Source organism: Bacillus multifaciens, from assembly GCF_030756675.1.
Lineage (GTDB): Bacteria > Bacillota > Bacilli > Bacillales > Bacillaceae_G > Bacillus_A > Bacillus_A multifaciens.
In genome coordinates this window covers 1-24,362 of record NZ_JAVBXD010000032.1, presented here as the reverse complement: position 1 = coordinate 24,362, position 24,362 = coordinate 1, and the positions used below count along the sequence as shown (strand labels likewise).

Below are 24,362 nucleotides of genomic sequence, written 5' to 3'. Positions count from 1 at the left end.
CTCATGACCAAAGGAATCTTAGGAAAAAAGATCGGTATGACTCAAGTATTTGCTGAAAATGGCGAGCTAATTCCTGTAACTGTTATCGAAGCGACTCCAAACGTTATTCTTCAAAAGAAAACTGTTGAAACTGATGGCTACAACGCAATTCAGTTAGGCTTCGCTGACAAACGCGAAAAATTAGCTAACAAACCTGAACAAGGTCACGCTGCTAAAGCAACTACTGCCCCTAAGCGCTTCATTCGCGAACTTCGCGATGCAGACGTTGAAGGACAAGAAGTTGGTCAAGAGGTAAAAGTAGAAGTTTTCGCTGCAGGTGAAGCTGTAGACGTAACAGGTATTTCTAAAGGTAAAGGTTTCCAAGGTGCTATTAAACGCCACGGACAATCTCGCGGACCTATGTCTCACGGTTCTCGTTACCACCGTCGTCCTGGTTCAATGGGGCCTGTTGCTCCGAACCGTGTATTCAAAGGCAAAAAACTTGCTGGACGTATGGGTGGAGACCAAGTTACTATTCAAAACTTAGAAATCGTTCAAGTTGATGTTGAACGTAATTTACTATTAGTAAAAGGCAACGTTCCTGGCGCTAAGAAATCTCTTGTAGTTGTTCGTAGTGCTGTTAAGGCTAGCAAATAATTTTCTGTAAGAAAGGAGGAACCCCAATGCCAAAAGTAAAGTTATATAACCAAACTGGTTCTGAAGTTGGTGAAATCCAATTAGCTGAAACTATTTTCGGTATCGAACCAAACCAAGCTGTACTTTTTGAAGCTGTATTGATGCAACGTGCATCTTTACGTCAAGGTACACACAAAGTAAAAACTCGCTCTGAAGTGCGTGGTGGAGGTCGTAAACCATGGCGTCAAAAAGGAACTGGACGTGCTCGTCAAGGCTCTATCCGTTCTCCTCAATGGCGTGGTGGTGGTACGGTATTCGGACCTACACCAAGAAGCTATGCTTACAAACTACCTAAAAAAGTTCGTCGCTTAGCTATCAAATCTGCATTAGCTACTAAAGTAGTTGAGAACAACATCGTAGTTCTTGAGGATTTAGTATTAAATGCACCAAAAACAAAAGACATGGTAGCAGTTCTTAAAGGATTAACTGTTGAGAAGAAAGCTCTTATCGTAACTGCTGATGTAAACGAAGCAGTTGAGTTATCTGCTCGCAATATTCCTGGAGTAACAGTAATCACTGCTGATGGCGTGAACGTTTTAGACGTGCTTCATCATGATAAGCTAATCATGACAAAAGCGGCAGTGGAAAAAGTAGAGGAGGTGCTTGCATAATGAAAGATCCTCGTGATATCATTAAGCGCCCAGTTATCACTGAACGTTCTATGGAAATGATGGCTGAAAAAAAATACACGTTCGATGTGGACGTTAAAGCTAATAAAACGGAAGTTAAAGATGCTGTAGAAGCGATCTTTGGTGTTGAAGTTGATAAAGTAAATATCATGAACTACAAGCCAAAAGCAAAACGTGTTGGTCGTCACGCTGGTTTTACTAACCGTCGTCGTAAAGCAATCGTTAAGCTTACTGCTGACAGCAAAGAAATCGAGATCTTCCAAGGAGTTTAATCCTTACTAAAGAAGGAGGGAAAATCAGATGGCAATCAAAAAGTATAATCCAACTACTAACGGTCGTCGTAACATGACTACGAACGATTTCGCTGAAATCACGACTGATAGACCGGAAAAATCATTACTTGCGCCTTTAAGCAAAAAGGCTGGACGTAACAACCAAGGTAAAATCACTGTACGTCACCAAGGTGGCGGACATAAGCGTCAATACCGTATCATCGACTTCAAACGTAACAAAGATGGAATTCCAGGACGCGTTGCTACGATCGAATACGATCCAAACCGCTCTGCGAATATCGCATTAATTAACTACGTTGACGGTGAAAAACGTTACATCCTTGCTCCTAAAAACTTAGAAGTAGGTATGGAAATTATGTCTGGCCCAGAAGCGGACATTAAAATCGGTAACGCACTACCATTAATCAACATCCCAGTAGGTACAGTTGTTCATAACATCGAACTTAAACCAGGTCGCGGTGGACAATTAGTTCGTTCTGCTGGTACATCTGCTCAAGTACTTGGTAAAGAAGGTAAATACGTACTTGTACGTTTAACTTCTGGTGAAGTGCGCTTAATCCTATCAACTTGCCGTGCTACAGTAGGTCAAGTAGGTAACGAGCATCATGAACTTATTAAAATTGGTAAAGCGGGTCGCTCTCGCTGGTTAGGTAAGCGCCCAACTGTTCGTGGTTCTGTAATGAACCCAGTTGATCACCCACACGGTGGTGGTGAAGGTCGTTCACCAATCGGACGTAAGTCTCCAATGTCTCCATGGGGTAAACCAACTCTTGGATTCAAAACTCGTAAGAAAAATAAAGCGTCTGACAAATTCATCGTTCGTCGTCGTAAAAAATAATGGGGTTGTAGTACGGTTCATTTCTAGAACCGTACGGCAATCACGAAGGGAGGCACCAAAATGGCTCGTAGCTTGAAAAAAGGACCATTTGTTGATGATCATTTAATGAACAAAATTGCAAAGTTAAATGAAACTGAGCAAAAACAAGTTGTAAAAACTTGGTCTCGTCGTTCAACGATCTTCCCACAGTTTATTGGTCATACAATCGCTGTATATGATGGTCGTAAACACGTTCCTGTATACGTAACTGAAGATATGGTAGGCCACAAGTTAGGTGAGTTCGCACCAACTCGTACGTACAAAGGTCATGATGCTGACGATAAGAAAACTAGAAGATAATGAGAGGAGGCACTTCAATGCAAGCTAAAGCAGTAGCGAGAACAGTTCGTATTGCTCCTCGTAAAGTTCGTTTAGTAGTAGACTTAATCCGAGGTAAGCAAGTGGGTGAAGCGATTGCTATCCTTAACCACACACCAAAAACTGCTTCTCCAGTTGTAGAAAAAGTTTTGAAATCTGCAATTGCAAATGCAGAACATAACTACGAAATGGATGTAAACAACTTAGTTGTTGAGAAAGTTTTCGTTGACGAAGGTCCAACGTTAAAACGTTTCCGTCCACGTGCAATGGGTCGTGCAAGCCAAATTAACAAACGCACAAGCCACATTACAATTGTGGTATCAGAAAAGAAGGAGGGATAATCGATGGGTCAAAAGGTTAGTCCAGTTGGTCTTCGTGTCGGTATCATTCGTGATTGGGAATCTCGTTGGTACGCTGAAAAAGATTACGCTACATTCTTACATGAAGACATCAAAATTCGTGAATACATCAACGTTCGCTTAAAAGATTCTGCTGTTTCTAAAGTAGAAATCGAGCGTGCGGCAAATCGTGTAAATGTTACAGTTCACACGGCAAAACCTGGTATGGTAATTGGTAAAGGTGGTACAGAAGTTGAAGCACTTCGTAAAGCTCTTAACCAATTAACAGGCAAACGTGTACACATCAACATTTTAGAAGTTAAGAGAGCTGATCTTGACGCTAAATTAGTAGGCGAAAATATCGCTCGTCAATTAGAAAACCGTGTATCTTTCCGTCGTGCACAAAAGCAAGCAATTCAACGTGCTATGCGTGCAGGAGCTAAAGGTATTAAAACACAGGTTTCTGGTCGTCTTGGCGGAGCTGATATTGCTCGTGCAGAATCTTACAGTGAAGGAACTGTTCCACTTCATACACTTCGCGCTGATATTGACTATGCAACAGCTGAAGCTGATACAACATACGGTAAATTAGGCGTAAAAGTATGGATCTACCGTGGAGAAGTCCTTCCTACAAAAAAGAAAGCTTCTGAGGAAGGAGGAAAATAATATGTTAATGCCTAAACGCGTAAAATATCGTAGAGAGCATCGTGGTAAAATGCGTGGTCGTGCAAAAGGTGGCGCTGAAGTACATTTTGGTGAGTTTGGTTTACAATCTCAAGAAGCATCTTGGATTACAAACCGTCAAATCGAAGCAGCTCGTCGTGCAATGACTCGTTATATGAAACGTGGCGGTAAAGTTTGGATTAAAATTTTCCCTTCTAAACCTTACACTGCTAAACCTCTAGAAGTACGTATGGGTTCCGGTAAAGGGGCTCCAGAAGGCTGGGTAGCAGTAGTAAAACCTGGAAAGGTTATGTTTGAAATTGCGGGTGTATCTGAAGAGGTAGCACGCGAAGCATTACGTCTTGCAGCTCACAAATTACCAGTGAAATGTAAATTCGTAAAACGTGAAGAAAATGGTGGTGAATCTAATGAAAACTAATGATATTCGTGAGTTAACCACTGCTGAAATCGAAACAAAAGTTAAAGCTTTAAAGGAAGAGTTGTTTAATCTTCGCTTCCAACTTGCTACAGGACAATTAGAGAATCCAACACGCATCCGTGAAGTGCGTAAAGCGATCGCTCGTATGAAAACTGTAGTTCGTGAAAGAGAGATCGGAATTAATCGATAAATTGAGGGGAGGTTTGCAAAGTGAGCGAACGTAACCAACGCAAAGTTTACACTGGTCGTGTTGTTTCTGACAAAATGGACAAAACGATTACAGTTTTAGTTGAAACTTACAAAACTCATTCCTTGTACGGAAAACGCGTTAAGTATTCTAAGAAATACAAAGCGCATGATGAGCAAAACCAAGCAAAAGTTGGCGATATCGTAAAAATCATGGAAACTCGCCCGCTTTCTGCTACTAAGCGTTTCCGTTTAGTTGAAATCGTTGAAGAAGCGGTTATTATCTAAATAGACGAATCGGAATTTTAAGTCCGAAGGGAGGTTTCATAACATGATCCAACAAGAATCTCGTTTGAGAGTAGCTGACAACTCTGGCGCACGTGAACTTTTAACAATTAAAGTATTAGGCGGCTCTGGTCGTAAATACGCAAACATCGGTGATATTATCGTTGCTACGGTAAAACAAGCAACACCAGGTGGCGTTGTTAAAAAAGGTGACGTTGTTAAAGCAGTAGTAGTACGTACGAAGAGCGGTGCTCGTCGTCCAGACGGTTCTTACATTCGTTTTGATGAAAACGCAGCGGTTATCATTAAAGACGATAAGAGCCCACGTGGTACTCGTATCTTCGGACCAGTAGCTCGTGAATTACGTGATAACAACTTCATGAAGATCGTTTCTTTAGCTCCAGAAGTTCTATAATTTAAGGTATTGCCTTGCTAAGGAGGTGCAGAAGTAAGATGCATGTAAAAAAAGGTGATAAAGTACAGGTAATCAGTGGTAAAGACAAAGGAAAACAAGGTGTTATTCTTGCAGCTTTCCCAAAAGAAAACCGTGTTATCGTTGAGGGTGTTAACATCGTTAAGAAGCACTCTAAGCCATCTCAATTAAATCCACAAGGTGGAATTATCACGAAAGAAGCAGCTATCCACGTATCTAATGTTATGCCATTAGATCCTAAAACAGGTGTACCTACTCGTGTAGGTTACAAAGTGGAAGATGGTAAAAAAATTCGTGTTGCAAAAAAATCTGGTGAATTGTTAGATAAATAAGTTCTATATGAAAGGAGGTCCCTTCATTGAATCGCCTTAAAGAGAAATTCCAAAAAGAAATTACTCCTGCTCTTGTGAGCAAGTTTAACTATAAATCTGTAATGGAAGTACCGAAGATCGAAAAGATCGTAATCAACACTGGTGTTGGTGACGCGGTATCCAACTCTAAAGCATTAGACAGTGCTGTAGAAGAGTTAACACAAATCGCAGGTCAAAAACCTGTTGTAACTCGCGCTAAAAAATCTATCGCAGGATTCCGTCTTCGTGAGGGTATGCCTATCGGTGCAAAGGTTACTTTACGCGGCGAGCAAATGTATGAGTTCTTCGACAAATTAGTATCAGTTTCTTTACCACGTGTACGTGATTTCCGTGGTGTTTCTAAGAAATCTTTCGATGGTCGTGGTAACTACACATTAGGTGTTAAAGAGCAATTAATTTTCCCTGAGATTGATTATGATAAAGTAAGCAAAGTTCGTGGTATGGACATCGTAATCGTTACTACAGCGAAAACTGATGAAGAAGCTCGTGAACTTTTAACACAATTCGGTATGCCATTCCAAAAATAATGGAAGCCAACGCTAAGTAGAGGAGGCGAAAACGTGGCTAAAAAATCTATGATTGCGAAACAAAAGCGTACTCCTAAGTTTAAAGTGCAAGATTATACACGTTGCGAGCGCTGCGGTCGTCCGCATTCTGTATACCGCAAATTTAAACTTTGCCGTATTTGTTTCCGTGAACTTGCATATAAAGGACAAATTCCTGGTGTTAAAAAAGCTAGTTGGTAATACCCACAAATGGGAAGGAGGTAAAACACATGGTGATGACAGATCCAATTGCAGATATGCTTACTCGCATCCGTAATGCGAACATGGTACGTCATGAGAAATTAGAAGTTCCTGCTTCTAAAATCAAAAAAGAAATCGCTGAAATCTTAAAACGTGAAGGTTTCATCCGTGATGTGGAATACATCGAGGATAACAAACAAGGTATCCTTCGTATTTTCCTAAAATACGGTGTAAACAATGAGCGTGTAATCACTGGATTAAAGCGTATCAGTAAGCCTGGCTTACGCGTATATGCAAAAGCTGATGAAGTACCACGTGTACTTAACGGATTAGGTATTGCACTTGTTTCTACATCTAAGGGAGTAATGACGGACAAAGACGCTCGTCAATTACAAACTGGTGGAGAAGTAGTAGCATACGTTTGGTAATTAATATTTAAACGAACGGAGGTGTGACCACATGTCTCGTATTGGTAAAAAGATTCTTGAAATCCCTGCAGGTGTTACAGTTACAGTAGCAGAAAATAATACTGTAACTGTAAAAGGCCCTAAAGGTGAATTAACTCGTACATTCAATGCTGATATGGTTATCAAAATTGAAGAAAATATTTTAACAGTAGAACGTCCTACTGAACAAAAAGAACACCGTGCATTACACGGAACAACTCGTGCTCTTCTTGGAAACATGGTTGAAGGTGTAACAACAGGTTTCGCTCGCGGACTTGAATTAATCGGTGTTGGTTACCGTGCACAAAAACAAGGTGACAAACTTGTATTAAACGTAGGTTATTCTCACCCAGTTGAGATGACTCCAGAAGCTGGTCTTGAAGTTGAAGTTCCTGCTCCTACAAAGATCGTAATTAAAGGTATCGACAAGCAACGTGTTGGCGAATTCGCTGCTAACGTTCGCGCTGTACGTGCTCCAGAGCCATATAAAGGCAAAGGTATTCGTTACGAAGGCGAAGTTGTACGTCGTAAAGAAGGTAAAACTGCTAAGTAAACCCGTTAGGTGAAAGAAAGGAGTGACAAGAATGATCACTAAACCTGATAAAAATGCGGTTCGTAAGAAAAGACATGCGCGTGTACGTGCAAAACTTACTGGTACAGCTGAACGTCCACGTTTAAACGTGTTCCGTTCTAACCAACACATTTACGCTCAAGTAATTGATGATGTAAATGGTGTAACATTAGTAAGTGCGTCTACTCTTGATAAAGAACTTACTCTTAACGGTACTAGCAACATCGAAGCTGCTACTAAAGTTGGCGAAATCGTTGCTAAGCGTGCTGTAGAGAAAGGTGTTAAAGAAGTAGTATTTGATCGCGGCGGTTACTTATACCATGGTCGTGTTAAAGCTTTAGCTGAAGCTGCTCGTGAGGCTGGCTTACAATTTTAATGGTCAAAGGAGGGAAAATAGATGCGTCGCATTGACCCAAGTAAATTTGAACTTGAAGAACGTGTAGTTACGATAAACCGTGTTGCGAAAGTTGTTAAGGGTGGTCGTCGTTTCCGCTTCGCTGCACTGGTTGTAGTTGGTGATAAAAACGGTCATGTTGGATTCGGTACTGGTAAAGCGCAAGAGGTACCAGATGCAATTCGCAAGGCTATCGAAGATGCTAAGAAAAACTTAATCGAAGTACCATTAGTTGGTACAACAATTCCACACGAAATTATCGGTAACTTTGGAGCAGGTGAAGTATTCTTAAAACCTGCTGCAGAAGGTACTGGAGTTATCGCTGGTGGTCCAGTTCGTGCGGTTCTTGAATTAGCTGGTGTACAAGATATTCTTTCTAAATCTCTTGGTTCTAACACACCAATTAACATGATCCGTGCTACTGTGAACGGATTAAAAGATCTTAAGCGTGCTGAAGATGTAGCAAAATTACGCGGTAAATCTGTAGAAGAGCTACTAGGTTAAGAAGGAGGGAAAATATAATGGCGAAAAAGTTAGAAATTACCCTCACTCGTAGTGTAATTGGTCGTCCGCAAGATCAACGTGCGACTGTAGAAGCTTTAGGTCTTAAAAAGTTGAATTCAACTGTAGTTAAGGAAGAAACTCCTGCTATTCGCGGTATGATCAACAAAGTTTCTCACCTTGTAACTGTAAAAGAAGCTTAATGATAACTTATCAATATAAGGAGGTGCCTGGGAATGAAACTTCATGAATTACAACCTGCGGAAGGTTCTCGTAAAGTTCGTAATCGTGTAGGTCGTGGTATCGGTTCTGGTAACGGTAAAACTGCTGGAAAAGGTCACAAAGGACAAAACGCACGTTCTGGTGGCGGTGTTCGTCTTGGTTTTGAAGGCGGTCAAACTCCATTATTCCGTCGTTTACCAAAACGCGGCTTCACAAACATCAACCGTAAAGAATTCGCTATCGTTAACTTAACAACATTAAATCGTTTTGAAGACGGTACAGAAGTAACACCTGAATTATTGCTTGAGACTGGCGTTATCAGCAAATTAAACGACGGTGTTAAAATTCTTGCAAACGGCGCTGTAGAGAAAAAGCTTACTGTTAAAGCTCACAAGTTCTCTTCAAGTGCAAAAGAAGCTATTGAAGCAGCTGGCGGAACAGTTGAGGTGATCTAATGTTTCGCACAATCTCCAACTTTATGCGCGTTGCTGAGATAAGAAGTAAAATATTATTCACTTTAGCGATGTTAATCGTGTTTCGAATTGGCACGTTCATCCCAGTGCCTCATACAAATGCAGATGTACTGAGAGCGCAAGACCAGTTGAATGTATTGGGTATTCTGAATACATTTGGCGGCGGAGCCTTAAAAAACTTTTCCATCTTTGCGATGGGAATCATGCCGTACATTACAGCATCCATCATCGTGCAATTATTGCAGATGGATGTTGTTCCTAAATTTACGGAATGGTCAAAACAAGGTGAAATGGGTCGTCGTAAACTAGCTCAGTTTACCCGCTACTTTACAATTGTTCTTGCATTTATTCAAGCAATCGGTATGTCAATCGGCTTTAACGGTATGGCAGGTGGACAATTAATTTTGGATCCTAGCTGGTCAACTTATTTATATATTGCTACGGTACTAACTGCCGGAACTGCGTTTTTAATGTGGTTAGGTGAGTTAATTACAGCAAAGGGAGTAGGAAACGGTATTTCTATTATCATCTTTGCAGGTATTACCGCAGCTATCCCAAATACTATAAATCAAGTGTATGCGCAGCAATTCCAAAATGCCGGAGATGAATTGTTCATTCGTATCGTAAAAGTTGGTTTAATTTTGTTAGCTGTGTTAGCAGTTATTGTTGGTGTTATTTACATTCAACAGGCTGTTAGAAAAATCCCGATTCAATATGCGAAGCGCGTAACTGGAAACGGTGGTTATACTGGAGCACAAAACACTCATTTACCGCTTAAGGTAAATAGTGCTGGTGTTATTCCAGTAATTTTTGCTGTTTCATTCTTGATTACGCCTCCGACTATTGCACAGTTTTTCCCGAATCATGAAATATCGCAGTGGATTATTAAGAACTTTAACTATTCCCACCCAGTGGGTATGATCATATACGTTGCATTAATTATTGCCTTTGCATATTTCTATGCATTTGTTCAAGTAAATCCTGAACAGATGGCTGAAAACTTAAATAAACAAGGTGGATATGTTCCTGGTATTCGTCCGGGTAAGAATACAGAACAGTATCTAACAAAGATCTTGTATCGTTTGACCTTTGTAGGTGCAATTTTCTTATCAGCAATTGCAATCCTGCCTGTTTTATTTATTAAATTTGCAAACTTGCCACAATCTGCACAGATAGGTGGAACAAGTTTACTAATTGTTGTCGGTGTTGCTTTAGAAACAATGAAGCAACTCGAAAGTCAATTAGTAAAACGCCATTACAAGGGGTTTATCAAACAGTGAGTAAGCGGGAAGATTCATCTTCCCTATATGCTCATTCATGAGGGGGAATACAGATGAACTTAATTTTAATGGGGCTTCCAGGTGCCGGTAAAGGTACACAAGCCGAAAAGATTGTTGCCAAGTATAACATCCCTCACATTTCAACAGGAGACATGTTTCGTGCTGCTATGAAAGATGAAACTGAACTTGGTTTACAAGCTAAGTCCTTTATTGATAAAGGAGCACTTGTACCAGATGAAGTTACAATCGGAATCGTGCGTGAGCGTTTGAGTCAAGAAGACTGTGTAAAAGGCTTCTTATTAGATGGTTTTCCACGAACAGTTGCACAAGCTTCAGCTCTTGAAGAAATCATGAAAGATCTTGGCAAAAAGATTAATTATGTTTTAAACATTAATGTGGATTCAGGATTACTGTTAAAACGTTTAACAGGCCGTCGCATTTGTAAAGAGTGCGGTGCGACTTACCACTTAGAATTCAATCCGTCAGCAAAAGAGGGCGTGTGCGATAAATGTGGTGGCGAATTATATCAGCGTTCTGATGACAACGAAGAAACTGTAGCAAATCGTTTAGAAGTGAATATTAAGCAAACAAAGCCTTTGCTTGATTTCTACGAAGAGCTTGGTTACTTAAAAAGCATTAATGGTGAGCAAGATATCGATAAAGTATTTGCTGATGTCGATCTTCTCATCGGAGGCTTAGCGTAATGATTATTTGCAAAACTCCTCGCGAAATTGAGATTATGCGAGAAGCTGGCAAGATTGTTGCTTTAACTCATCAAGAGTTAAAAAAGCATATTGCCCCAGGAATTACAACGAAAGAGCTCGATCAAATAGCGGAAAAAACGATTCTAAAATATGGTGCTATGCCATCTTTTAAAGGATACAACGGATTTCCGGGAAGCATTTGTGCTTCGGTAAACGAAGAGCTTGTACACGGGATTCCAGGAAAGCGCAAGCTCCAAGAAGGCGATATTATTAGTATCGATATTGGTGCGAAATACAATGGATACCATGGAGACTCTGCATGGACATATCCAGTAGGAAACATTTCTGAATCTGTTCAAAAGCTACTTGATGTCACAGAAAAATCGTTGTATCTTGGTCTAGAACACGCAAAACCGGGCGAGCGATTATCTAATATTTCACATGCGGTTCAAACGTATGTTGAAGATAGTGGATTCTCGATCGTTAGGGAGTATGTCGGTCACGGAATCGGGCAAGACTTACATGAAGACCCACAAATCCCGCACTATGGTCCACCAAATCAAGGGCCTAGATTAAAACCGGGAATGGTCATTTGTGTTGAGCCGATGGTGAACCAAGGAAGACGATATGTAAAAACACTATCTGATGACTGGACAGTGGTAACGGTAGATGGTAAATGGTGTGCACATTTTGAGCACACGATTGCTCTTACAGAAGCAGGATACGAAATCCTTACCACTTTATAGGTAGCTGGCTCTCCGGAATTTCAGAACAGTGTAGAATGTTACTGATTTGAAGAAGGGAGAACATTGAATGGCTAAAGATGATGTAATTGAAGTCGAAGGTACCGTTATTGAAACGTTGCCAAATGCTATGTTCAAAGTAGAATTAGAGAATGGGCATGTTGTATTGGCTCACGTTTCTGGTAAAATTCGTATGAACTTCATTCGTATTTTACCAGGAGATAAAGTTACGGTAGAATTATCTCCGTACGATTTAAATCGTGGTCGTATCACGTACCGCTTTAAATAATATAGCACTCCGTAATCTTTAAGGAGGTTCGAGACATGAAAGTAAGACCGTCAGTTAAGCCGATCTGCGAAAAATGTAAAGTTATTCGTAGACGTGGAAAAGTAATGGTTATTTGTGAAAACCCTAAACATAAACAAAAACAAGGTTAATCAGAAGGAGGTGCATTCGGAATGGCACGTATCGCAGGTGTAGATATTCCTCGTGACAAACGCGTTGTTATTTCTTTAACTTACGTATTCGGCATTGGTCGCACAACTGCTGAAAAAATTCTTGCTGAAGCTGGTGTTTCTGAAGAAACACGAGTTCGCGATTTAACAGAAGACGAATTAGGACGTATCCGTGATATCGTCGATCGTATCAAAGTTGAAGGAGACCTTCGTCGTGAAGTTTCTCTTAACATTAAACGTCTAATGGAGATCGGTTCTTACCGTGGTCTTCGTCACCGTCGTGGTTTACCAGTTCGTGGTCAAAACTCTAAAAACAATGCTCGTACACGTAAAGGTCCACGTCGTACAGTAGCAAATAAAAAGAAATAATAAGTAAAGGAGGTTGAACTAACAATGGCACGTAAAACAAACACTCGTAAAAAACGTGTGAAAAAGAATATTGAAGCTGGTATAGCTCATATTCGTTCTACTTTCAACAACACAATCGTAACACTTACAGATACTCACGGTAACGCACTTTCTTGGTCTAGTGCTGGTGCACTTGGTTTCCGTGGATCTCGTAAATCTACTCCATTCGCTGCGCAAATGGCTGCTGAAACTGCTGCTAAAGTTGCAATGGAGCACGGTTTAAAAACTTTAGAGGTTACTGTAAAAGGTCCTGGTGCTGGTCGTGAAGCTGCAATTCGTGCTCTTCAAGCTGCAGGTCTAGAAGTAACAGCAATCAGAGATGTTACTCCAGTTCCTCATAATGGATGTCGTCCGCCAAAACGTCGTCGTGTTTAATTTTTCTGTATAGAATTTTCCCTTTTGTCTATAATGGATATGATGCATTATCGAGAAATTTCGTACAGAAACATCGCTTGTTGTGCACAATCGGGAACTGCCTAAGGGGGACTTTCGGTTAGACAGAGGTTTTTCCTTTGTTTAGCCGGAGTTTCGACGTTTTGAAGGAGGGTTTAGTTAATGATTGAAATTGAAAAACCGAAAATCGAAACGGTTGAGCTTAACGAAGATGCTAAGTATGGTAAATTCGTTATTGAACCGCTTGAGCGTGGATATGGTACTACTTTAGGTAACTCCTTACGTCGTATCCTATTATCCTCACTCCCTGGTGCCGCTGTTACTGCCATCCAAATCGATGGCGTATTACACGAATTTTCGACAGTTGAGGGCGTAGTAGAGGACGTTACGACGATCATCTTAAACTTGAAAAAGTTAGCTCTTAAAATCTACTCTGAAGAAGAGAAGACGTTGGAAATCGATGTACAGGGCGAAGGTATTGTCACAGCTGCTGATATTACTCACGATAGTGATGTTGAAATCTTAAATCCAGATTTATACATTGCGACGTTAGCAAAAGATGCGCATTTCCGCGTGCGTTTAACTGCAAAGCGTGGTCGTGGGTATACGCCAGCTGATGCAAATAAGAGCGAAGATCAACCAATAGGAGTTATTCCTATTGATTCTATTTATACTCCAGTATCACGTGTGACTTACCAAGTGGAAAAGACACGTGTTGGACAAGTGGCAAATTATGATAAGCTTACGCTTGATGTATGGACGGATGGAAGCATCGGGCCAAAAGAAGCTATCTCTTTAGGTGCCAAAATCTTAACTGAGCATTTAAATATCTTTGTTGGTTTAACTGACGAAGCACAAAATGCTGAGATTATGGTCGAAAAGGAAGAAGATCAAAAAGAAAAAGTTCTAGAAATGACAATTGAAGAACTTGATCTTTCTGTTCGTTCTTATAATTGCCTAAAACGTGCAGGTATTAACACTGTACAAGAGCTTGCGAATAAAACTGAAGAAGATATGATGAAGGTTCGTAACTTAGGACGTAAATCTTTAGAAGAAGTTAAGCATAAGCTAGAAGAACTAGGTTTAGGCTTACGTAAAGACGACTGAGGATTTAAATTCATCAACGAAGGAGGGAACTACGAATGGCATACAGAAAATTAGGCCGTACAAGTGCGCAACGTAAAGCTATGTTACGTGACTTAGCTACTGATTTAATTATCAACGAGCGCATCCAAACGACAGAAACTCGTGCAAAAGAACTTCGTTCTGTAGTGGAAAAAATGATCACTTTAGGTAAACGCGGAGATCTTCATGCTCGTCGTCAAGCAGCTGCTTACATTCGTAATGAAGTTGCTAATGCTGAGACTGGTCAAGATGCATTACAAAAATTATTCGCTGATGTAGCTCCACGCTATGCTGAGCGTCAAGGCGGATACACTCGTATTGCAAAAATTGGTCCACGTCGCGGTGACGCTGCACCAATGGTAATTATCGAGTTAGTATAATGACAAGCAAAAGGGCAGGACAGTACTTTTTAAGTAACTGGTCATGGCCCTTTTTTTTTAAGTATAGAAGAAAGCGTTTATCTTGCTATATAAATATAAATTGAAAAAGCAACATAAAACCCTTTTCTTTTTCGAGGGGCGAGTGCACCTGACCATGCATAGAAGCGGTCAGGGCCCTTTCCTGCCACGTGCTAGATTTAAAACAAAGGGGGAAAGCGAGAGTGGGCCATGTTTTGTTATGCATAGCCGCGATTGATATGTTGGAAAGTTAAATTGTATTTATATATTTGCGAGCGATAAAACTCACATTTCAAGATTCAGAGAGAAGTGAGAGAGAACTGCTAGCATGTGCAAGGGTGGTGAGCTTTTCGTCTCCCATAGATGGAAGTTCCACGTTATTTGGCTGAATAATGGAAGAGGGTGTCCACAAGTGAAAAAAGAGAAGCTTCGTGCTGAGAACATATCATTTCAATATCCTCAAGCTGCTTCTTCCGCCCTGCGTGACGTTTCATTCTCTTTATATGAAGGGGAATGGGTATCTATTATTGGGCAAAATGGGTCAGGGAAATCAACGCTTGCAAAGCTATTAAATGGTTTGTTTTTACCATCAGCAGGAACAATTACTGTAAATGGAACACTTGTTTTATCAGAAGAAACTGTATGGGATATTCGAAAACAGATTGGAATGGTTTTTCAAAACCCTGATAATCAATTTGTCGGAACAACTGTACAGGATGATGTTGTCTTTGGACTTGAGAATGCTGGCATGCCTAGAGAACTAATGGTAGAACGTATGAAACACGCTTTGGAGCTTGTGCGAATGGAAGAGTTTCAAAATGAAGAACCTCACTATTTATCGGGTGGACAAAAACAGCGTGTGGCAATTGCTGGCGTATTAGCACTCCAACCGTCTATTTTAGTATTAGATGAGGCAACATCTATGCTTGACCCTCAAGGCCGTAAAGAAGTGGTAGAAACGGTAAGAGACCTTGTTCGCACGAAGGGAATTACAGTTCTTTCGATTACTCACGACTTAGAAGAAGCAGCGCAGTCCGATCGTATTATTATTTTAAATCGTGGAGAATTACTAGAAGAGGGAACCCCTGAACACATTTTTCAATCACCGAAAATGCTGCAAGAAATCGGTTTAGACGTACCATTTTCAGTGAAAATGGCAGAATTATTGAAAAGCAATAAAATTCCTTTACAATCAATGCATCTTACAATGGAAAGTTTGGTGAGCGAACTTTGGAGATTACATTCCAAAAAGTAGAGCATCGTTATCAATATAAAACCCCATTTGAAAAACGGGCCCTTTACGATATAGATATTTCGCTTCCTAGTGGTGGCTATTATGCCATTATCGGTCATACAGGATCGGGTAAGTCAACGATGATTCAACATTTAAATGGCTTATTGCAGCCAACGAGTGGTACTGTTCAAATTGGAGAATATAGCATTTCATCTCAAAAGAAAGCGAAAAAGCTAAAACCTCTTCGAAAAAAAGTAGGAGTTGTTTTTCAATTTCCAGAACATCAATTATTTGAAGAAACAGTAGAAAAAGATATTTGCTTTGGTCCTTTAAATTTTGGTGTATCTGAAGAAGCGGCGAAACAAAAGGCAAAAGATGCCATTCGGTTAGTCGGGCTATCAGAGGAGCTATTAGAACGATCTCCGTTTGAGTTAAGCGGTGGACAAATGAGACGTGTCGCAATAGCGGGTGTACTCGCGATGGAGCCTGAAGTATTAGTATTAGATGAACCGACAGCAGGACTTGATCCTAAGGGCCAAAATGAGCTTATGGGGATGTTCTACCATCTTCACAAGCAAAAAAATCTTACGGTGATTCTTGTGACACATAATATGGAGGATGCTGCAAAATATGCAGACAACATTGTTGTGATGCATAAAGGAACGGTCTTTTTGCAAGGAACATCAGAGGAAGTCTTTACGCATGCAGATGAGCTTGAACAAATTGGTGTATCTCTTCCGATGTCGCTAAAGTATAAGCGAGAAATTGAAGAGAAATTAGGAATCTCTATACCGAAAGCCACCTTGTCTTTAGAGGATTTAGCAGATGAAGTCATACAACTGTTTAGAAAAGGTGGGGATTCATCATGCAGCAGCTAATTATTGGGAGATATATTCCGGGAGAATCTGCTATTCATAGACTGGATCCTCGTACAAAACTGTTAATGGTCTTTTTATATGTATTTATTGTATTTTTAGCAAATAATGCAATTTCATACGGCCTGCTATTTTTGTATGCACTCATTGCTTTGTTTTTTGCAAAAGTGCCGATTCGTTATATTCTTTCTGGGTTAAAACCTATTTTATGGATTTTTTTATTCACGTTCTTTCTGCACATTTTTACAACAAAAGAAGGTGCAGTACTCGTTCAATTTGGATGGTTTTCTATATATGAGAAAGGGCTCGAGCAGGGGATTTATATTTCTATTCGGTTTTTTGTCATTATTTTAATGACGACCCTACTAACATTAACGACAACACCAATTGAAATTACAGATGGCTTGGAGACGTTGTTGCATCCATTAAAACGCATAAAAGTTCCTGTTCACGAAATTGCACTTATGATGTCTATTTCCTTACGCTTTATTCCAACTTTGATGGATGAAACAAGTAAAATTATGAAAGCACAAGCTTCTCGAGGTATAGACTTTGCAGGTGGTCCAATGAAAGACAGGTTGAAAGCGATTATCTCGTTACTTGTACCATTATTTATTAGTGCGTTTAAACGTGCAGAAGACTTAGCGATTGCGATGGAAGCACGAGGTTATCAAAGTAACGGATATCGTACGAAATTCCGGCAGTTAGAATGGAAATGGATCGATACATTAACGCTCTTAAGCCTATTTGGGTTAGCGTGTATTTTAATTTTAGTTCGATCGTAATGGAGAGTATGAATATGGAAAGAATAAAATGCACAGTTTCGTATGATGGAATTAATTTTTGTGGATATCAAATTCAACCGAATCAACGTACTGTTCAACAAGAAATAGAGAAAGCCTTGCAAAAAGTGCATAAAGGGGAAGCTGTTCGTGTACAAGCATCAGGAAGAACAGATTCCAGCGTTCATGCCAAAGGCCAAGTGATTCATTTTGATACACCGCTATCATTAACAGGCAAGCAATGGATGGCGGCTTTGAATACAATGCTGCCAGATGATATTGTTGTGGAGCAGGCTGAGCAAAAAACGTTAGACTTTCACGCAAGGTACGGCGTTGTAAAAAAAGAATATCGTTATCGTGTATTATTATCTAAAAAAGCTGATGTATTCCGCAGAAATTACGTATATCAGTATCCATATGCGTTAGAAGTAGAATCTATCCGAAAAGCAATTCCTTATTTTATTGGAACACATGATTTTACTTCATTTTGTTCGGCAAAAACTGATAAAAAAGATAAAGTGCGGACAATTTATGAAATAGATTTAATAGAACAAGGTGATGAGTTAGTCTTTCGCTTTGTTGGAAATGGTTTTTTATATAACATGGTTCGAATTATTGTCGGTACGCTGCTTAGCGTCGGTCAAGGGAAAATTGCTCCTGAAAGCATTTCAGACATTTTAAAAAAACAAGACCGCCGTTTTGCTGGGAAGATGGTACCGGGGCAAGGCCTTTATTTATGGGAGGTAAACTATAACAACTAATCCTGGTGTAACATTCGCTTGACATTAGAAACTCAAAAGTATATCATAACATATGGTATTGTTTCTAAAACCACGATTAGCCCCGGAAGGAAATCGTGTTTAAGATAAACAATAGATTTTTTCTATGGAAAAGATAACGAGTAGGAGGGAAACAAATGCGTACGACTTTTATGGCAAAAGCTAACGAAGTTGAGCGTAAATGGTATGTGATTGACGCTGAAGGTCAAACTTTAGGTCGTCTTTCTAGTGAAGTAGCATCCATTTTACGTGGTAAAAACAAACCAACATTTACACCACACGTTGACACGGGTGATCATGTAATTATTATTAACGCTGAGAAAATTCACTTAACAGGTAATAAATTAAACGATAAAATTTACTACCGTCACACTAACCACCCAGGTGGACTTAAACAAAGAACAGCTCTAGAAATGCGTACAAACTACCCTGTACAAATGTTAGAGCTTGCTATTAAAGGCATGCTTCCAAAAGGACGTTTAGGACGTCAAATGTCTAAAAAATTAAATGTGTATGCTGGATCTGAGCATCCACATCAAGCACAAAAACCAGAAGTTTACGAACTTCGCGGATAATTAATTAAAGGAGGGCTTACTTTGGCACAGGTACAATACAATGGTACTGGACGTCGTAAGAGTTCAGTAGCACGCGTACGCCTAGTTCCAGGCGAAGGACGCGTTATCATTAACGGTCGTGATTTTGAAAACTATATCCCATTTGCTGCATTACGTGAAGTAGTGAAACAACCTCTAGTTGCAACAGAAACTTTAGGTAACTACGATGTACTTGTAAATGTACATGGCGGTGGATACACTGGTCAAGCTGGTGCTATCCGTCACGGTATTTCTCGCGCTTTATTAAAAGCTGATCCAGAATACCGTTTAACATTAAAACGTGCAGGTCTATTAACTCGTGATGCACGTATGAAAGAGCGTAAAAAATACGGTCTTAAAGGTGCTCGTCGTGCACCTCAGTTCTCAAAACGTTAATTTTTGCGAACTTCAAACCTCAGCCTTTTGGCTGGGGTTTTTTTATGTTCTTCAATAGTTTTTGTTAGCATCTCCTTCTTTGGAATATTTTAGTGCTACCTTCTTGTGTATGCTTCCTACTGAGAAGTTTAGACTAATACGTACATAGGGAGGTTTTAAGTACTATGAATGTTATTGTGAGTCTGAAAGAAAAACAAAGAGAAAAGCGATTGAAGTATGAACGTAAAATATTGCGTGAATTATCATTACAAACACTTAGAGAAAATATTCGTAATTGCTTTTGTATGGATACATTTCATCGTCATTATGAAGATTATTGTATAGAACTGGGCATTGAGTCTTATTTATTAGGAGCTAGGTATAGTAAGTTTGGATATTATGGAGAATCGCTTTTAGATGTAAAGAACAGATCATCTCATGAAGAAACTCAATTAACAGAAATGCTGTTTCATTTTTTGACAAGTGTGCCTTTGCGTACTTTGGAAGAAAATGAAGATGAGCAGCTATATCAATCGTGTCAGTACTTTATTAGCGCTTGGTGGAAACAAGGATATGAGAAGGGTGAGAAAAGATATCGCATGAAGCTGCATTAAGAAAATCATAAACTTTCCTCTTGTCCCATATAAGTAAGTAGAGGGACTAGCTGAAGGGGGGAAGGTATGAAAAAAATTCGGATTATTTCTTTTATGTTAGCAGCGGTGGTACTCTTTTTTTTAGTAAAGCAGGAGTTTCAAATTACAAAATCATGGAGAGCATGGAACTTGCCTTTGTCTGGAAAAATTATTGTATTAGATGCTGGTCATGGTGGCCCGGATGGAGGTGCGGTTGGCGGAGGGGACATTGTTGAAAAAGATATTACACTGGAAATTACCAAAAAGGTACGAGACTATTTGCAGGAGCAAGGAGCACTTGTTATTTTAACGCGCAATGGAGATTATGATTTGGCTGATAAAAGTACGAAGGGATATAGTCGACGTAAAGCAGAGGATTTAAAAAAACGCGTAGAGATTATTAATAAGTCCGATGTGGATTTTTTTGTTAGTGTGCACTTGAATGCCCTCCCAAGTAGTAGTTCAAAAGGAGCACAAACATTTTATTATCGTTCTTTAGTAGAAAACGAACGAGCGGCAAAATTTATTCAAGCTGAATTACGAACAAGTCTTGAGAATACGAACCGTTCAGCGAAAACAATTTCGCGTGTTTACTTATTGAAGCATGCGAAAACACCAGGTGCATTAGTTGAAGCTGGATTTTTATCAAATGTAAATGAAAGATATTTATTGAACTCAGAGAAATATCAGCAAAAAGTTTCTGCTGCTATATATCGCGGGGTCTTGCGATATTTTACTGAAAAAGGAAACCCTCCTGATTAAATTAAGGAGGGTTCTTCTTTGTAACGGAGTTTTCCGAAAATATGCTATACTTACAATGAAAACGCATTTATTTTGTTTTAACGGCAATTACATGCTCGTAAGAACTTAATTTTATCCAGGGGGCGGGACAGATTATGGTAACGAAAGAACAAGTAATGGGAGCACTTGAAGGGATTGTAGATCCGTTTCTAAATAAAACATTAAAAGAAACAAATGCTATTAAAGAAGTTACAGTAAAGCCAGAAAAAGAACATGTTAGCATTAAAATTGCAATTGTGAAAACAGGAACAGCGGAGCAAATGCAGCTGCAAGGAACAATTGTAAAATTGGTGAAAGAACTAGGAGCAGCGACAGTAGGTTTACGCTTTGCGGAATTTACTGAAGAGGAACGATTACAATTTGCTCCGCAAGAAGAGCAGAGTGAATCTTTATTATCACCGCATTCTAAAACAACTTTCTTAGCAGTAGCGAGTGGAAAAGGCGGTGTTGGAAAATCAACGGTTTCTGTAAACTTAGCGGTTTCTTTTGCCCGTTTAGGGAAAAAGGTTGGGATTGTTGATGCTGATATATACGGATTTAGTGTACCGGATATGATGGGCATTGAAAAACGTCCTATTGTACGTGGTGATAAAATCATTCCGGTAGAGCGTTTTGGTGTGAAAGTTATTTCTATGGGATTTTTCGTAGAAGATAACGCGCCTGTTATTTGGAGAGGTCCTATGCTTGGCAAAATGTTAAATCATTTCTTCACAGAAGTAGAGTGGGGTGACTTGGATTATTTAGTGTTAGATTTACCTCCAGGTACAGGTGACGTAGCATTAGATGTACATTCAATGCTTCCGGCATGTAAAGAAGTTATTGTAACAACACCGCATCCAACGGCAGCTTTTGTAGCAGCTAGAGCTGGCGCAATGGCACTTCGTACAGAGCATGAGATTATTGGTGTTGTAGAAAATATGTCTTATTTCGAAAGTAAAGTAACTGGTGAAAAAGAATATGTATTCGGAAAAGGCGGAGGAGAAAAATTAGCAACAGAACTACAGACGGAAGTACTTGGTCAAATTCCGCTTCAGCAACCAGATTGGAATACAGAAGAATTTGCTCCATCTGTATACGGTGAAGAGCATAAAATTGGAGTAATCTATAAACAAATTGCTCAGCAAGTAATTGAGAGAGCGGCGATTGAACAAAAATAACCCTCAGTACGAGGGTTATTTTTGTTCTTTCTTGCCTTCTTCTGATCCGCCTTCTTTTTTCTGTTCACCACCACTTTTTTGCGCCTTTTCAACGCCTTTACTAATAATATCGATCATTTTCGCTTGAAATAATGGGCTTTCGGCAGTTTCAGTTAAGACTTGCTGTAAATATTGACGGTACTCTTTGCTTTTCATTGTTTGCATCATGATTTTTCCCACTTCTGGATTTTTCATGATTTCTATAACACCAGCTTGATACTCAGGGTCTTTTAATAAAGTTTTCATTAAATTTGTTTGTTCTTTCTCGATGCTTTTTGCAAATTTAGTGGCAAACTCAGGGTCTTTAAATACTTTTTCCCAAAATTGCTGTCCTTTCTCTGATATCATAGTATCTTCAATTGTTTTTTTAACTACAGATTCGTCTAAAATAAGAGCTTGTTTCATTTTTTCATCGGTTAGTACATCTTGAATTGCTTTTTTCCCTTGATCCGTTTTTAAAATATCAATAATCATTTTTTTCGTTTGATCATAATCTAATTGGGATTTCGCTTCTTTTTCCTGTGCGCATGCAACGATTCCGATAAAAAGGATGAAAGAGACCGAAATGAGTAGAATCCGTTTCATCAGCCGGGGCTCCTTTCACGTGTTTCTCTTTTTAATATAAATCTCTTAGAAGAATTTATACATATTGATGGCTAGCTTTTTAAAATTGACATTGTTACAATTTAATTAGAAATATATATAATGGGGGATATGTCTGTGAATAGCCGAAATTGGGTACGACTCTTTATGACGACTTTATTTCTTGGGGGAAGCAGTACAATCTTTATCGGTTTTATTTTAGAGTGGGACAAGTACAATGAATTTTTTCAAAATTTCGACGGAAAGGAAATCCTCATGGTTTCTTTTTGGTTGCTTGGAGTCGGTTTTATTTTTAGTGTAATCAGTCAGATGGGGTTCTTTGCATATTTAACAATTCACCGATTCGGACTGGGGATGTTTCGTTCGCCTGCTCTTTGGAATGCAATACAAATGTTCTTAATTGCGTTTGTATTATTTGATTTTGTATATTTGCGCTCTGTATTAATTGCAAATGGGAACGAATCACTGGGGACGAATATTTTTGTTGCCACGGTTCTCTTTTTGTTCGGAATAATTGTTGCTTACATAAAAAGCAAAGAGACGAACAAGAAGGCATTTGTTCCAGCGTTATTCTTTATGATTGTTGTAACTATTATTGAATGGGTTCCGGCATTGCGTATTAATGATACAAATTGGTTATATTTAATGGTTGTTCCATTGCTCATTTGCAATGCATATCAGGTTTTGATATTGCATCGTTTAATAGGACAAAAAAGCTGATTCCTATATTGGAATCAGCTTTTATTTAGTCGATAAGGATGAGTTTAATTTATGTCTTTACTTTTGGTTTTTGTATTTGAGATGAGCTGGGAGACAGGGACGTTTTCAAATCCATCTGTTTTTAATTTTTGAAGCAGCATCGGCAATGCTTTATTTGTTTGTAGCGCTGAATCAGAAGCGTGAAGTAAAATAATATCTCCTTCGTGCAAGTTTTCTGAAACAGTTGTAACAATTTTATTGACTCCAGGATTTTTCCAATCATTTGAATTATTGCTCCAATGCACAACCGTATATCCAAGAGATTCAGCGATTTTTAATACCGTTTTATTAAAGCTACCATTAGGAGGGCGTAGGAGTTGAACTTGTTTTACTTGAAGTTTTGCAAATATGTCCTGTGCCTTTAAGAGATCCCTTCGAATTTCGTTAGCCTCTAAAGACGTATAGTCTTTATAATTGTAACCCATACTCCCAATTTCGTGCCCGTCTTTTATAATACGCTCTACAACATCAGGGTGACGTTCTGCCCATGCGGCAGAAAGGAAGAAGGTGGCGTTTTTAATCTTTTTTTCTTTTAATGTATCTAGTATAGGTAACGCTTTCTCATCTCCCCAACTAATATCGAATGTTAAGGAAACCTGTTTTTTTGTCGTGTCTCCTTTATAAATTGCTTTCGGACCAGTAGCTGTTGAAAAAGCTGATTGATAAGAATATGTTTTTACAAAAAGCAGCCATGCCGTAAAAAGGGAAAGCACAATAATAAGACTAATTTGTTTAAACTTATGTTTACTCGTTATAAAGAAGAAAAACATCGTTTCTCCGCCCCTTTGTCCAATCCTTTTCAGTTACTTATATGCAGAAAAAGAAGAAAAGAGAACAAAACGATTAATATCGTAAGAAAAGGATATACTGAACGGTATGTAGATAAGAAACAGCTGAGGTGACAGAATGATTGGATTACTGATTACGGATCAGGAACAAAAGGAACTAGAATATGTATTAAAAAGAGAGTTAGACGAATTATTATTTGACTTTGCAGATAAACGAATTCACCATGTTGTAAAAAAGACGATGGAAGAACGATATAAATTGTTGTTTATTTTATTTGCAAAAATAGCTCCACCTGAAGATTGTACGAGGTATATAAGAAAAAGAAGTTTTTATTAAAAAGTGTTGACGATATAGTTCTATATATGATAAATTAATATTCGTCGCTGATGAACGAATTCATCAAGCGCCAAAAAGAAGCAAAAAACATTGTTGACATAGAAAAGTAAAGGTGTTAACATAAGGAAGTCGCAATTGAGCGGCGGATAAGTTCTTTGAAAACTGAACGAAACAAACAACGTGAAACGTCAATTTTTATTTATGATGCTAGACAAACTTTATTGGAGAGTTTGATCCTGGC

General features: G+C 39.1%; 42 protein-coding genes. 40 read left to right on the top strand and 2 right to left on the bottom strand.

Going from position 1 to position 24,362, the window contains the following annotated elements; translation table 11 throughout:
* The first annotated feature begins 3 nt into the window (after nt 1-3).
* The 38 genes from rplC (at nt 4) to Q9306_RS18025 (ending at nt 21,595) form a co-directional block, all read left to right on the top strand.
* Nucleotides 4-636, top strand: a complete 633-nt coding sequence (rplC, locus tag Q9306_RS18210) for a 50S ribosomal protein L3 (protein WP_306201009.1) — start codon at nt 4-6, stop codon at nt 634-636.
* Between the two features lie 26 nt (nt 637-662).
* Complete coding sequence (gene rplD / locus Q9306_RS18205; protein WP_020062293.1) at nt 663-1,286, top strand: 50S ribosomal protein L4; 624 nt, start codon at nt 663-665, stop codon at nt 1,284-1,286.
* Nucleotides 1,286-1,576 (top strand): 50S ribosomal protein L23, encoded by a 291-nt coding sequence (rplW, locus tag Q9306_RS18200; RefSeq protein ID WP_020062294.1) that lies wholly within the window; start codon nt 1,286-1,288, stop codon nt 1,574-1,576. Before rplD ends, rplW begins: the two co-directional genes overlap by 1 nt.
* Before the next feature lie 28 nt (nt 1,577-1,604).
* The gene (gene rplB, locus Q9306_RS18195) at nt 1,605-2,435 is read left to right on the top strand and encodes a 50S ribosomal protein L2 (RefSeq protein WP_098917211.1); all 831 of its coding nucleotides are present in this window, start codon (nt 1,605-1,607) and stop codon (nt 2,433-2,435) included.
* Nucleotides 2,436-2,495: 60 nt separating this feature from the next.
* Nucleotides 2,496-2,774: a 30S ribosomal protein S19 gene (gene rpsS, locus Q9306_RS18190; RefSeq protein ID WP_020062296.1), complete on the top strand. Its 279-nt coding sequence runs from the start codon at nt 2,496-2,498 to the stop codon at nt 2,772-2,774.
* A 17-nt stretch (nt 2,775-2,791) separates the two neighbouring features.
* Nucleotides 2,792-3,133, top strand: a complete 342-nt coding sequence (gene rplV / locus Q9306_RS18185) for a 50S ribosomal protein L22 (RefSeq protein WP_098917212.1) — start codon at nt 2,792-2,794, stop codon at nt 3,131-3,133.
* Nucleotides 3,134-3,136: 3 nt separating this feature from the next.
* Nucleotides 3,137-3,796: a 30S ribosomal protein S3 gene (rpsC, locus tag Q9306_RS18180; protein WP_306201004.1), complete on the top strand. Its 660-nt coding sequence runs from the start codon at nt 3,137-3,139 to the stop codon at nt 3,794-3,796.
* A gap of 1 nt (nt 3,797) precedes the next feature.
* Nucleotides 3,798-4,232 carry a 50S ribosomal protein L16 gene (gene rplP / locus Q9306_RS18175; RefSeq protein WP_020062298.1) on the top strand — a complete coding sequence of 145 codons (435 nt, stop codon included), beginning with the start codon at nt 3,798-3,800 and terminating at the stop codon, nt 4,230-4,232.
* Nucleotides 4,222-4,422: a 50S ribosomal protein L29 gene (gene rpmC, locus Q9306_RS18170; protein WP_000855718.1), complete on the top strand. Its 201-nt coding sequence runs from the start codon at nt 4,222-4,224 to the stop codon at nt 4,420-4,422. The genes rplP and rpmC overlap by 11 nt, the downstream gene beginning before the upstream one ends.
* 20 nt (nt 4,423-4,442) lie before the next feature.
* Nucleotides 4,443-4,706, top strand: a complete 264-nt coding sequence (rpsQ, locus tag Q9306_RS18165; RefSeq protein WP_011983253.1) for a 30S ribosomal protein S17 — start codon at nt 4,443-4,445, stop codon at nt 4,704-4,706.
* A gap of 43 nt (nt 4,707-4,749) precedes the next feature.
* The gene (gene rplN, locus Q9306_RS18160; RefSeq protein WP_306201001.1) at nt 4,750-5,118 is read left to right on the top strand and encodes a 50S ribosomal protein L14; all 369 of its coding nucleotides are present in this window, start codon (nt 4,750-4,752) and stop codon (nt 5,116-5,118) included.
* Nucleotides 5,119-5,156: 38 nt separating this feature from the next.
* Nucleotides 5,157-5,468, top strand: a complete 312-nt coding sequence (gene rplX, locus Q9306_RS18155) for a 50S ribosomal protein L24 (RefSeq protein ID WP_098917214.1) — start codon at nt 5,157-5,159, stop codon at nt 5,466-5,468.
* A 26-nt stretch (nt 5,469-5,494) separates the two neighbouring features.
* Complete coding sequence (gene rplE, locus Q9306_RS18150; protein WP_098917215.1) at nt 5,495-6,034, top strand: 50S ribosomal protein L5; 540 nt, start codon at nt 5,495-5,497, stop codon at nt 6,032-6,034.
* A gap of 33 nt (nt 6,035-6,067) precedes the next feature.
* Nucleotides 6,068-6,253, top strand: a complete 186-nt coding sequence (gene rpsN / locus Q9306_RS18145; protein WP_020062302.1) for a 30S ribosomal protein S14 — start codon at nt 6,068-6,070, stop codon at nt 6,251-6,253.
* A gap of 29 nt (nt 6,254-6,282) precedes the next feature.
* A complete protein-coding gene (rpsH, locus tag Q9306_RS18140; RefSeq protein WP_020062303.1) occupies nt 6,283-6,681 on the top strand; it encodes a 30S ribosomal protein S8 in 399 nt (132 codons plus the stop codon).
* Nucleotides 6,682-6,712: 31 nt separating this feature from the next.
* Nucleotides 6,713-7,252: a 50S ribosomal protein L6 gene (gene rplF / locus Q9306_RS18135; RefSeq protein ID WP_020062304.1), complete on the top strand. Its 540-nt coding sequence runs from the start codon at nt 6,713-6,715 to the stop codon at nt 7,250-7,252.
* A gap of 31 nt (nt 7,253-7,283) precedes the next feature.
* Complete coding sequence (gene rplR, locus Q9306_RS18130) at nt 7,284-7,646, top strand: 50S ribosomal protein L18 (RefSeq protein ID WP_035433703.1); 363 nt, start codon at nt 7,284-7,286, stop codon at nt 7,644-7,646.
* A 21-nt stretch (nt 7,647-7,667) separates the two neighbouring features.
* Nucleotides 7,668-8,168, top strand: a complete 501-nt coding sequence (gene rpsE / locus Q9306_RS18125; protein ID WP_272190990.1) for a 30S ribosomal protein S5 — start codon at nt 7,668-7,670, stop codon at nt 8,166-8,168.
* Nucleotides 8,169-8,185: 17 nt separating this feature from the next.
* Nucleotides 8,186-8,368, top strand: coding sequence for a 50S ribosomal protein L30 (gene rpmD / locus Q9306_RS18120; RefSeq protein WP_020062307.1), 183 nt, complete (start codon nt 8,186-8,188; stop codon nt 8,366-8,368).
* Between the two features lie 33 nt (nt 8,369-8,401).
* Nucleotides 8,402-8,842, top strand: a complete 441-nt coding sequence (rplO, locus tag Q9306_RS18115; protein WP_020062308.1) for a 50S ribosomal protein L15 — start codon at nt 8,402-8,404, stop codon at nt 8,840-8,842.
* A complete protein-coding gene (gene secY / locus Q9306_RS18110) occupies nt 8,842-10,140 on the top strand; it encodes a preprotein translocase subunit SecY (protein ID WP_306200991.1) in 1,299 nt (432 codons plus the stop codon). Before rplO ends, secY begins: the two co-directional genes overlap by 1 nt.
* Before the next feature lie 53 nt (nt 10,141-10,193).
* Nucleotides 10,194-10,844 (top strand): adenylate kinase, encoded by a 651-nt coding sequence (locus tag Q9306_RS18105; RefSeq protein WP_020062310.1) that lies wholly within the window; start codon nt 10,194-10,196, stop codon nt 10,842-10,844.
* The gene (gene map / locus Q9306_RS18100) at nt 10,844-11,590 is read left to right on the top strand and encodes a type I methionyl aminopeptidase (RefSeq protein ID WP_306200988.1); all 747 of its coding nucleotides are present in this window, start codon (nt 10,844-10,846) and stop codon (nt 11,588-11,590) included. The genes Q9306_RS18105 and map overlap by 1 nt, the downstream gene beginning before the upstream one ends.
* A gap of 67 nt (nt 11,591-11,657) precedes the next feature.
* Entirely contained in the window at nt 11,658-11,876 is a 219-nt protein-coding gene (infA, locus tag Q9306_RS18095; RefSeq protein ID WP_020062312.1) for a translation initiation factor IF-1, read from the top strand.
* Between the two features lie 35 nt (nt 11,877-11,911).
* On the top strand, nt 11,912-12,025 hold the full coding sequence (gene rpmJ / locus Q9306_RS18090) for a 50S ribosomal protein L36 (protein ID WP_000868344.1): 114 nt from the start codon (nt 11,912-11,914) through the stop codon (nt 12,023-12,025).
* 21 nt (nt 12,026-12,046) lie between these two features.
* Nucleotides 12,047-12,412: a 30S ribosomal protein S13 gene (gene rpsM, locus Q9306_RS18085; RefSeq protein WP_035433696.1), complete on the top strand. Its 366-nt coding sequence runs from the start codon at nt 12,047-12,049 to the stop codon at nt 12,410-12,412.
* A gap of 24 nt (nt 12,413-12,436) precedes the next feature.
* Nucleotides 12,437-12,826: a 30S ribosomal protein S11 gene (gene rpsK / locus Q9306_RS18080; RefSeq protein WP_003194384.1), complete on the top strand. Its 390-nt coding sequence runs from the start codon at nt 12,437-12,439 to the stop codon at nt 12,824-12,826.
* A gap of 180 nt (nt 12,827-13,006) precedes the next feature.
* A complete protein-coding gene (locus tag Q9306_RS18075) occupies nt 13,007-13,951 on the top strand; it encodes a DNA-directed RNA polymerase subunit alpha (protein ID WP_000569645.1) in 945 nt (314 codons plus the stop codon).
* 35 nt (nt 13,952-13,986) lie between these two features.
* On the top strand, nt 13,987-14,349 hold the full coding sequence (rplQ, locus tag Q9306_RS18070; protein WP_020063215.1) for a 50S ribosomal protein L17: 363 nt from the start codon (nt 13,987-13,989) through the stop codon (nt 14,347-14,349).
* 430 nt (nt 14,350-14,779) lie between these two features.
* Nucleotides 14,780-15,622: an energy-coupling factor ABC transporter ATP-binding protein gene (locus Q9306_RS18065; RefSeq protein ID WP_306200981.1), complete on the top strand. Its 843-nt coding sequence runs from the start codon at nt 14,780-14,782 to the stop codon at nt 15,620-15,622.
* Complete coding sequence (locus tag Q9306_RS18060) at nt 15,598-16,479, top strand: energy-coupling factor ABC transporter ATP-binding protein (RefSeq protein ID WP_306200979.1); 882 nt, start codon at nt 15,598-15,600, stop codon at nt 16,477-16,479. The genes Q9306_RS18065 and Q9306_RS18060 overlap by 25 nt, the downstream gene beginning before the upstream one ends.
* Nucleotides 16,467-17,261, top strand: coding sequence for an energy-coupling factor transporter transmembrane component T family protein (locus tag Q9306_RS18055; protein WP_306200977.1), 795 nt, complete (start codon nt 16,467-16,469; stop codon nt 17,259-17,261). The genes Q9306_RS18060 and Q9306_RS18055 overlap by 13 nt, the downstream gene beginning before the upstream one ends.
* A 14-nt stretch (nt 17,262-17,275) precedes the next feature.
* Entirely contained in the window at nt 17,276-18,019 is a 744-nt protein-coding gene (gene truA, locus Q9306_RS18050) for a tRNA pseudouridine(38-40) synthase TruA (protein WP_306200975.1), read from the top strand.
* 155 nt (nt 18,020-18,174) lie between these two features.
* Complete coding sequence (gene rplM, locus Q9306_RS18045) at nt 18,175-18,612, top strand: 50S ribosomal protein L13 (protein ID WP_035434682.1); 438 nt, start codon at nt 18,175-18,177, stop codon at nt 18,610-18,612.
* A 21-nt stretch (nt 18,613-18,633) separates the two neighbouring features.
* On the top strand, nt 18,634-19,026 hold the full coding sequence (gene rpsI / locus Q9306_RS18040) for a 30S ribosomal protein S9 (RefSeq protein ID WP_020063209.1): 393 nt from the start codon (nt 18,634-18,636) through the stop codon (nt 19,024-19,026).
* 164 nt (nt 19,027-19,190) lie between these two features.
* Nucleotides 19,191-19,619, top strand: coding sequence for a DUF2521 family protein (locus Q9306_RS18035; protein WP_306200972.1), 429 nt, complete (start codon nt 19,191-19,193; stop codon nt 19,617-19,619).
* A gap of 66 nt (nt 19,620-19,685) precedes the next feature.
* Nucleotides 19,686-20,399, top strand: coding sequence for an N-acetylmuramoyl-L-alanine amidase CwlD (gene cwlD, locus Q9306_RS18030; protein WP_306200970.1), 714 nt, complete (start codon nt 19,686-19,688; stop codon nt 20,397-20,399).
* Nucleotides 20,400-20,533: 134 nt separating this feature from the next.
* Entirely contained in the window at nt 20,534-21,595 is a 1,062-nt protein-coding gene (locus Q9306_RS18025) for an Mrp/NBP35 family ATP-binding protein (protein ID WP_306200968.1), read from the top strand.
* A 15-nt stretch (nt 21,596-21,610) separates the two neighbouring features.
* On the opposite strand, the gene gerD is transcribed toward Q9306_RS18025, so the two are convergent.
* Complete coding sequence (gene gerD / locus Q9306_RS18020) at nt 21,611-22,219, bottom strand: spore germination lipoprotein GerD (protein WP_306200966.1); 609 nt, start codon at nt 22,217-22,219, stop codon at nt 21,611-21,613.
* A gap of 135 nt (nt 22,220-22,354) precedes the next feature.
* Between gerD and Q9306_RS18015 the strand changes: the two genes are divergently transcribed.
* The gene (locus tag Q9306_RS18015; RefSeq protein WP_306200963.1) at nt 22,355-22,957 is read left to right on the top strand and encodes a KinB-signaling pathway activation protein; all 603 of its coding nucleotides are present in this window, start codon (nt 22,355-22,357) and stop codon (nt 22,955-22,957) included.
* Between the two features lie 44 nt (nt 22,958-23,001).
* On the opposite strand, the gene pdaB is transcribed toward Q9306_RS18015, so the two are convergent.
* On the bottom strand, nt 23,002-23,766 hold the full coding sequence (pdaB, locus tag Q9306_RS18010) for a polysaccharide deacetylase family sporulation protein PdaB (protein WP_306200962.1): 765 nt from the start codon (nt 23,764-23,766) through the stop codon (nt 23,002-23,004).
* Nucleotides 23,767-23,902: 136 nt separating this feature from the next.
* Between pdaB and Q9306_RS18005 the strand changes: the two genes are divergently transcribed.
* Nucleotides 23,903-24,121 (top strand): hypothetical protein, encoded by a 219-nt coding sequence (locus Q9306_RS18005; protein WP_306200960.1) that lies wholly within the window; start codon nt 23,903-23,905, stop codon nt 24,119-24,121.
* Nucleotides 24,122-24,362 lie beyond the last annotated feature (241 nt).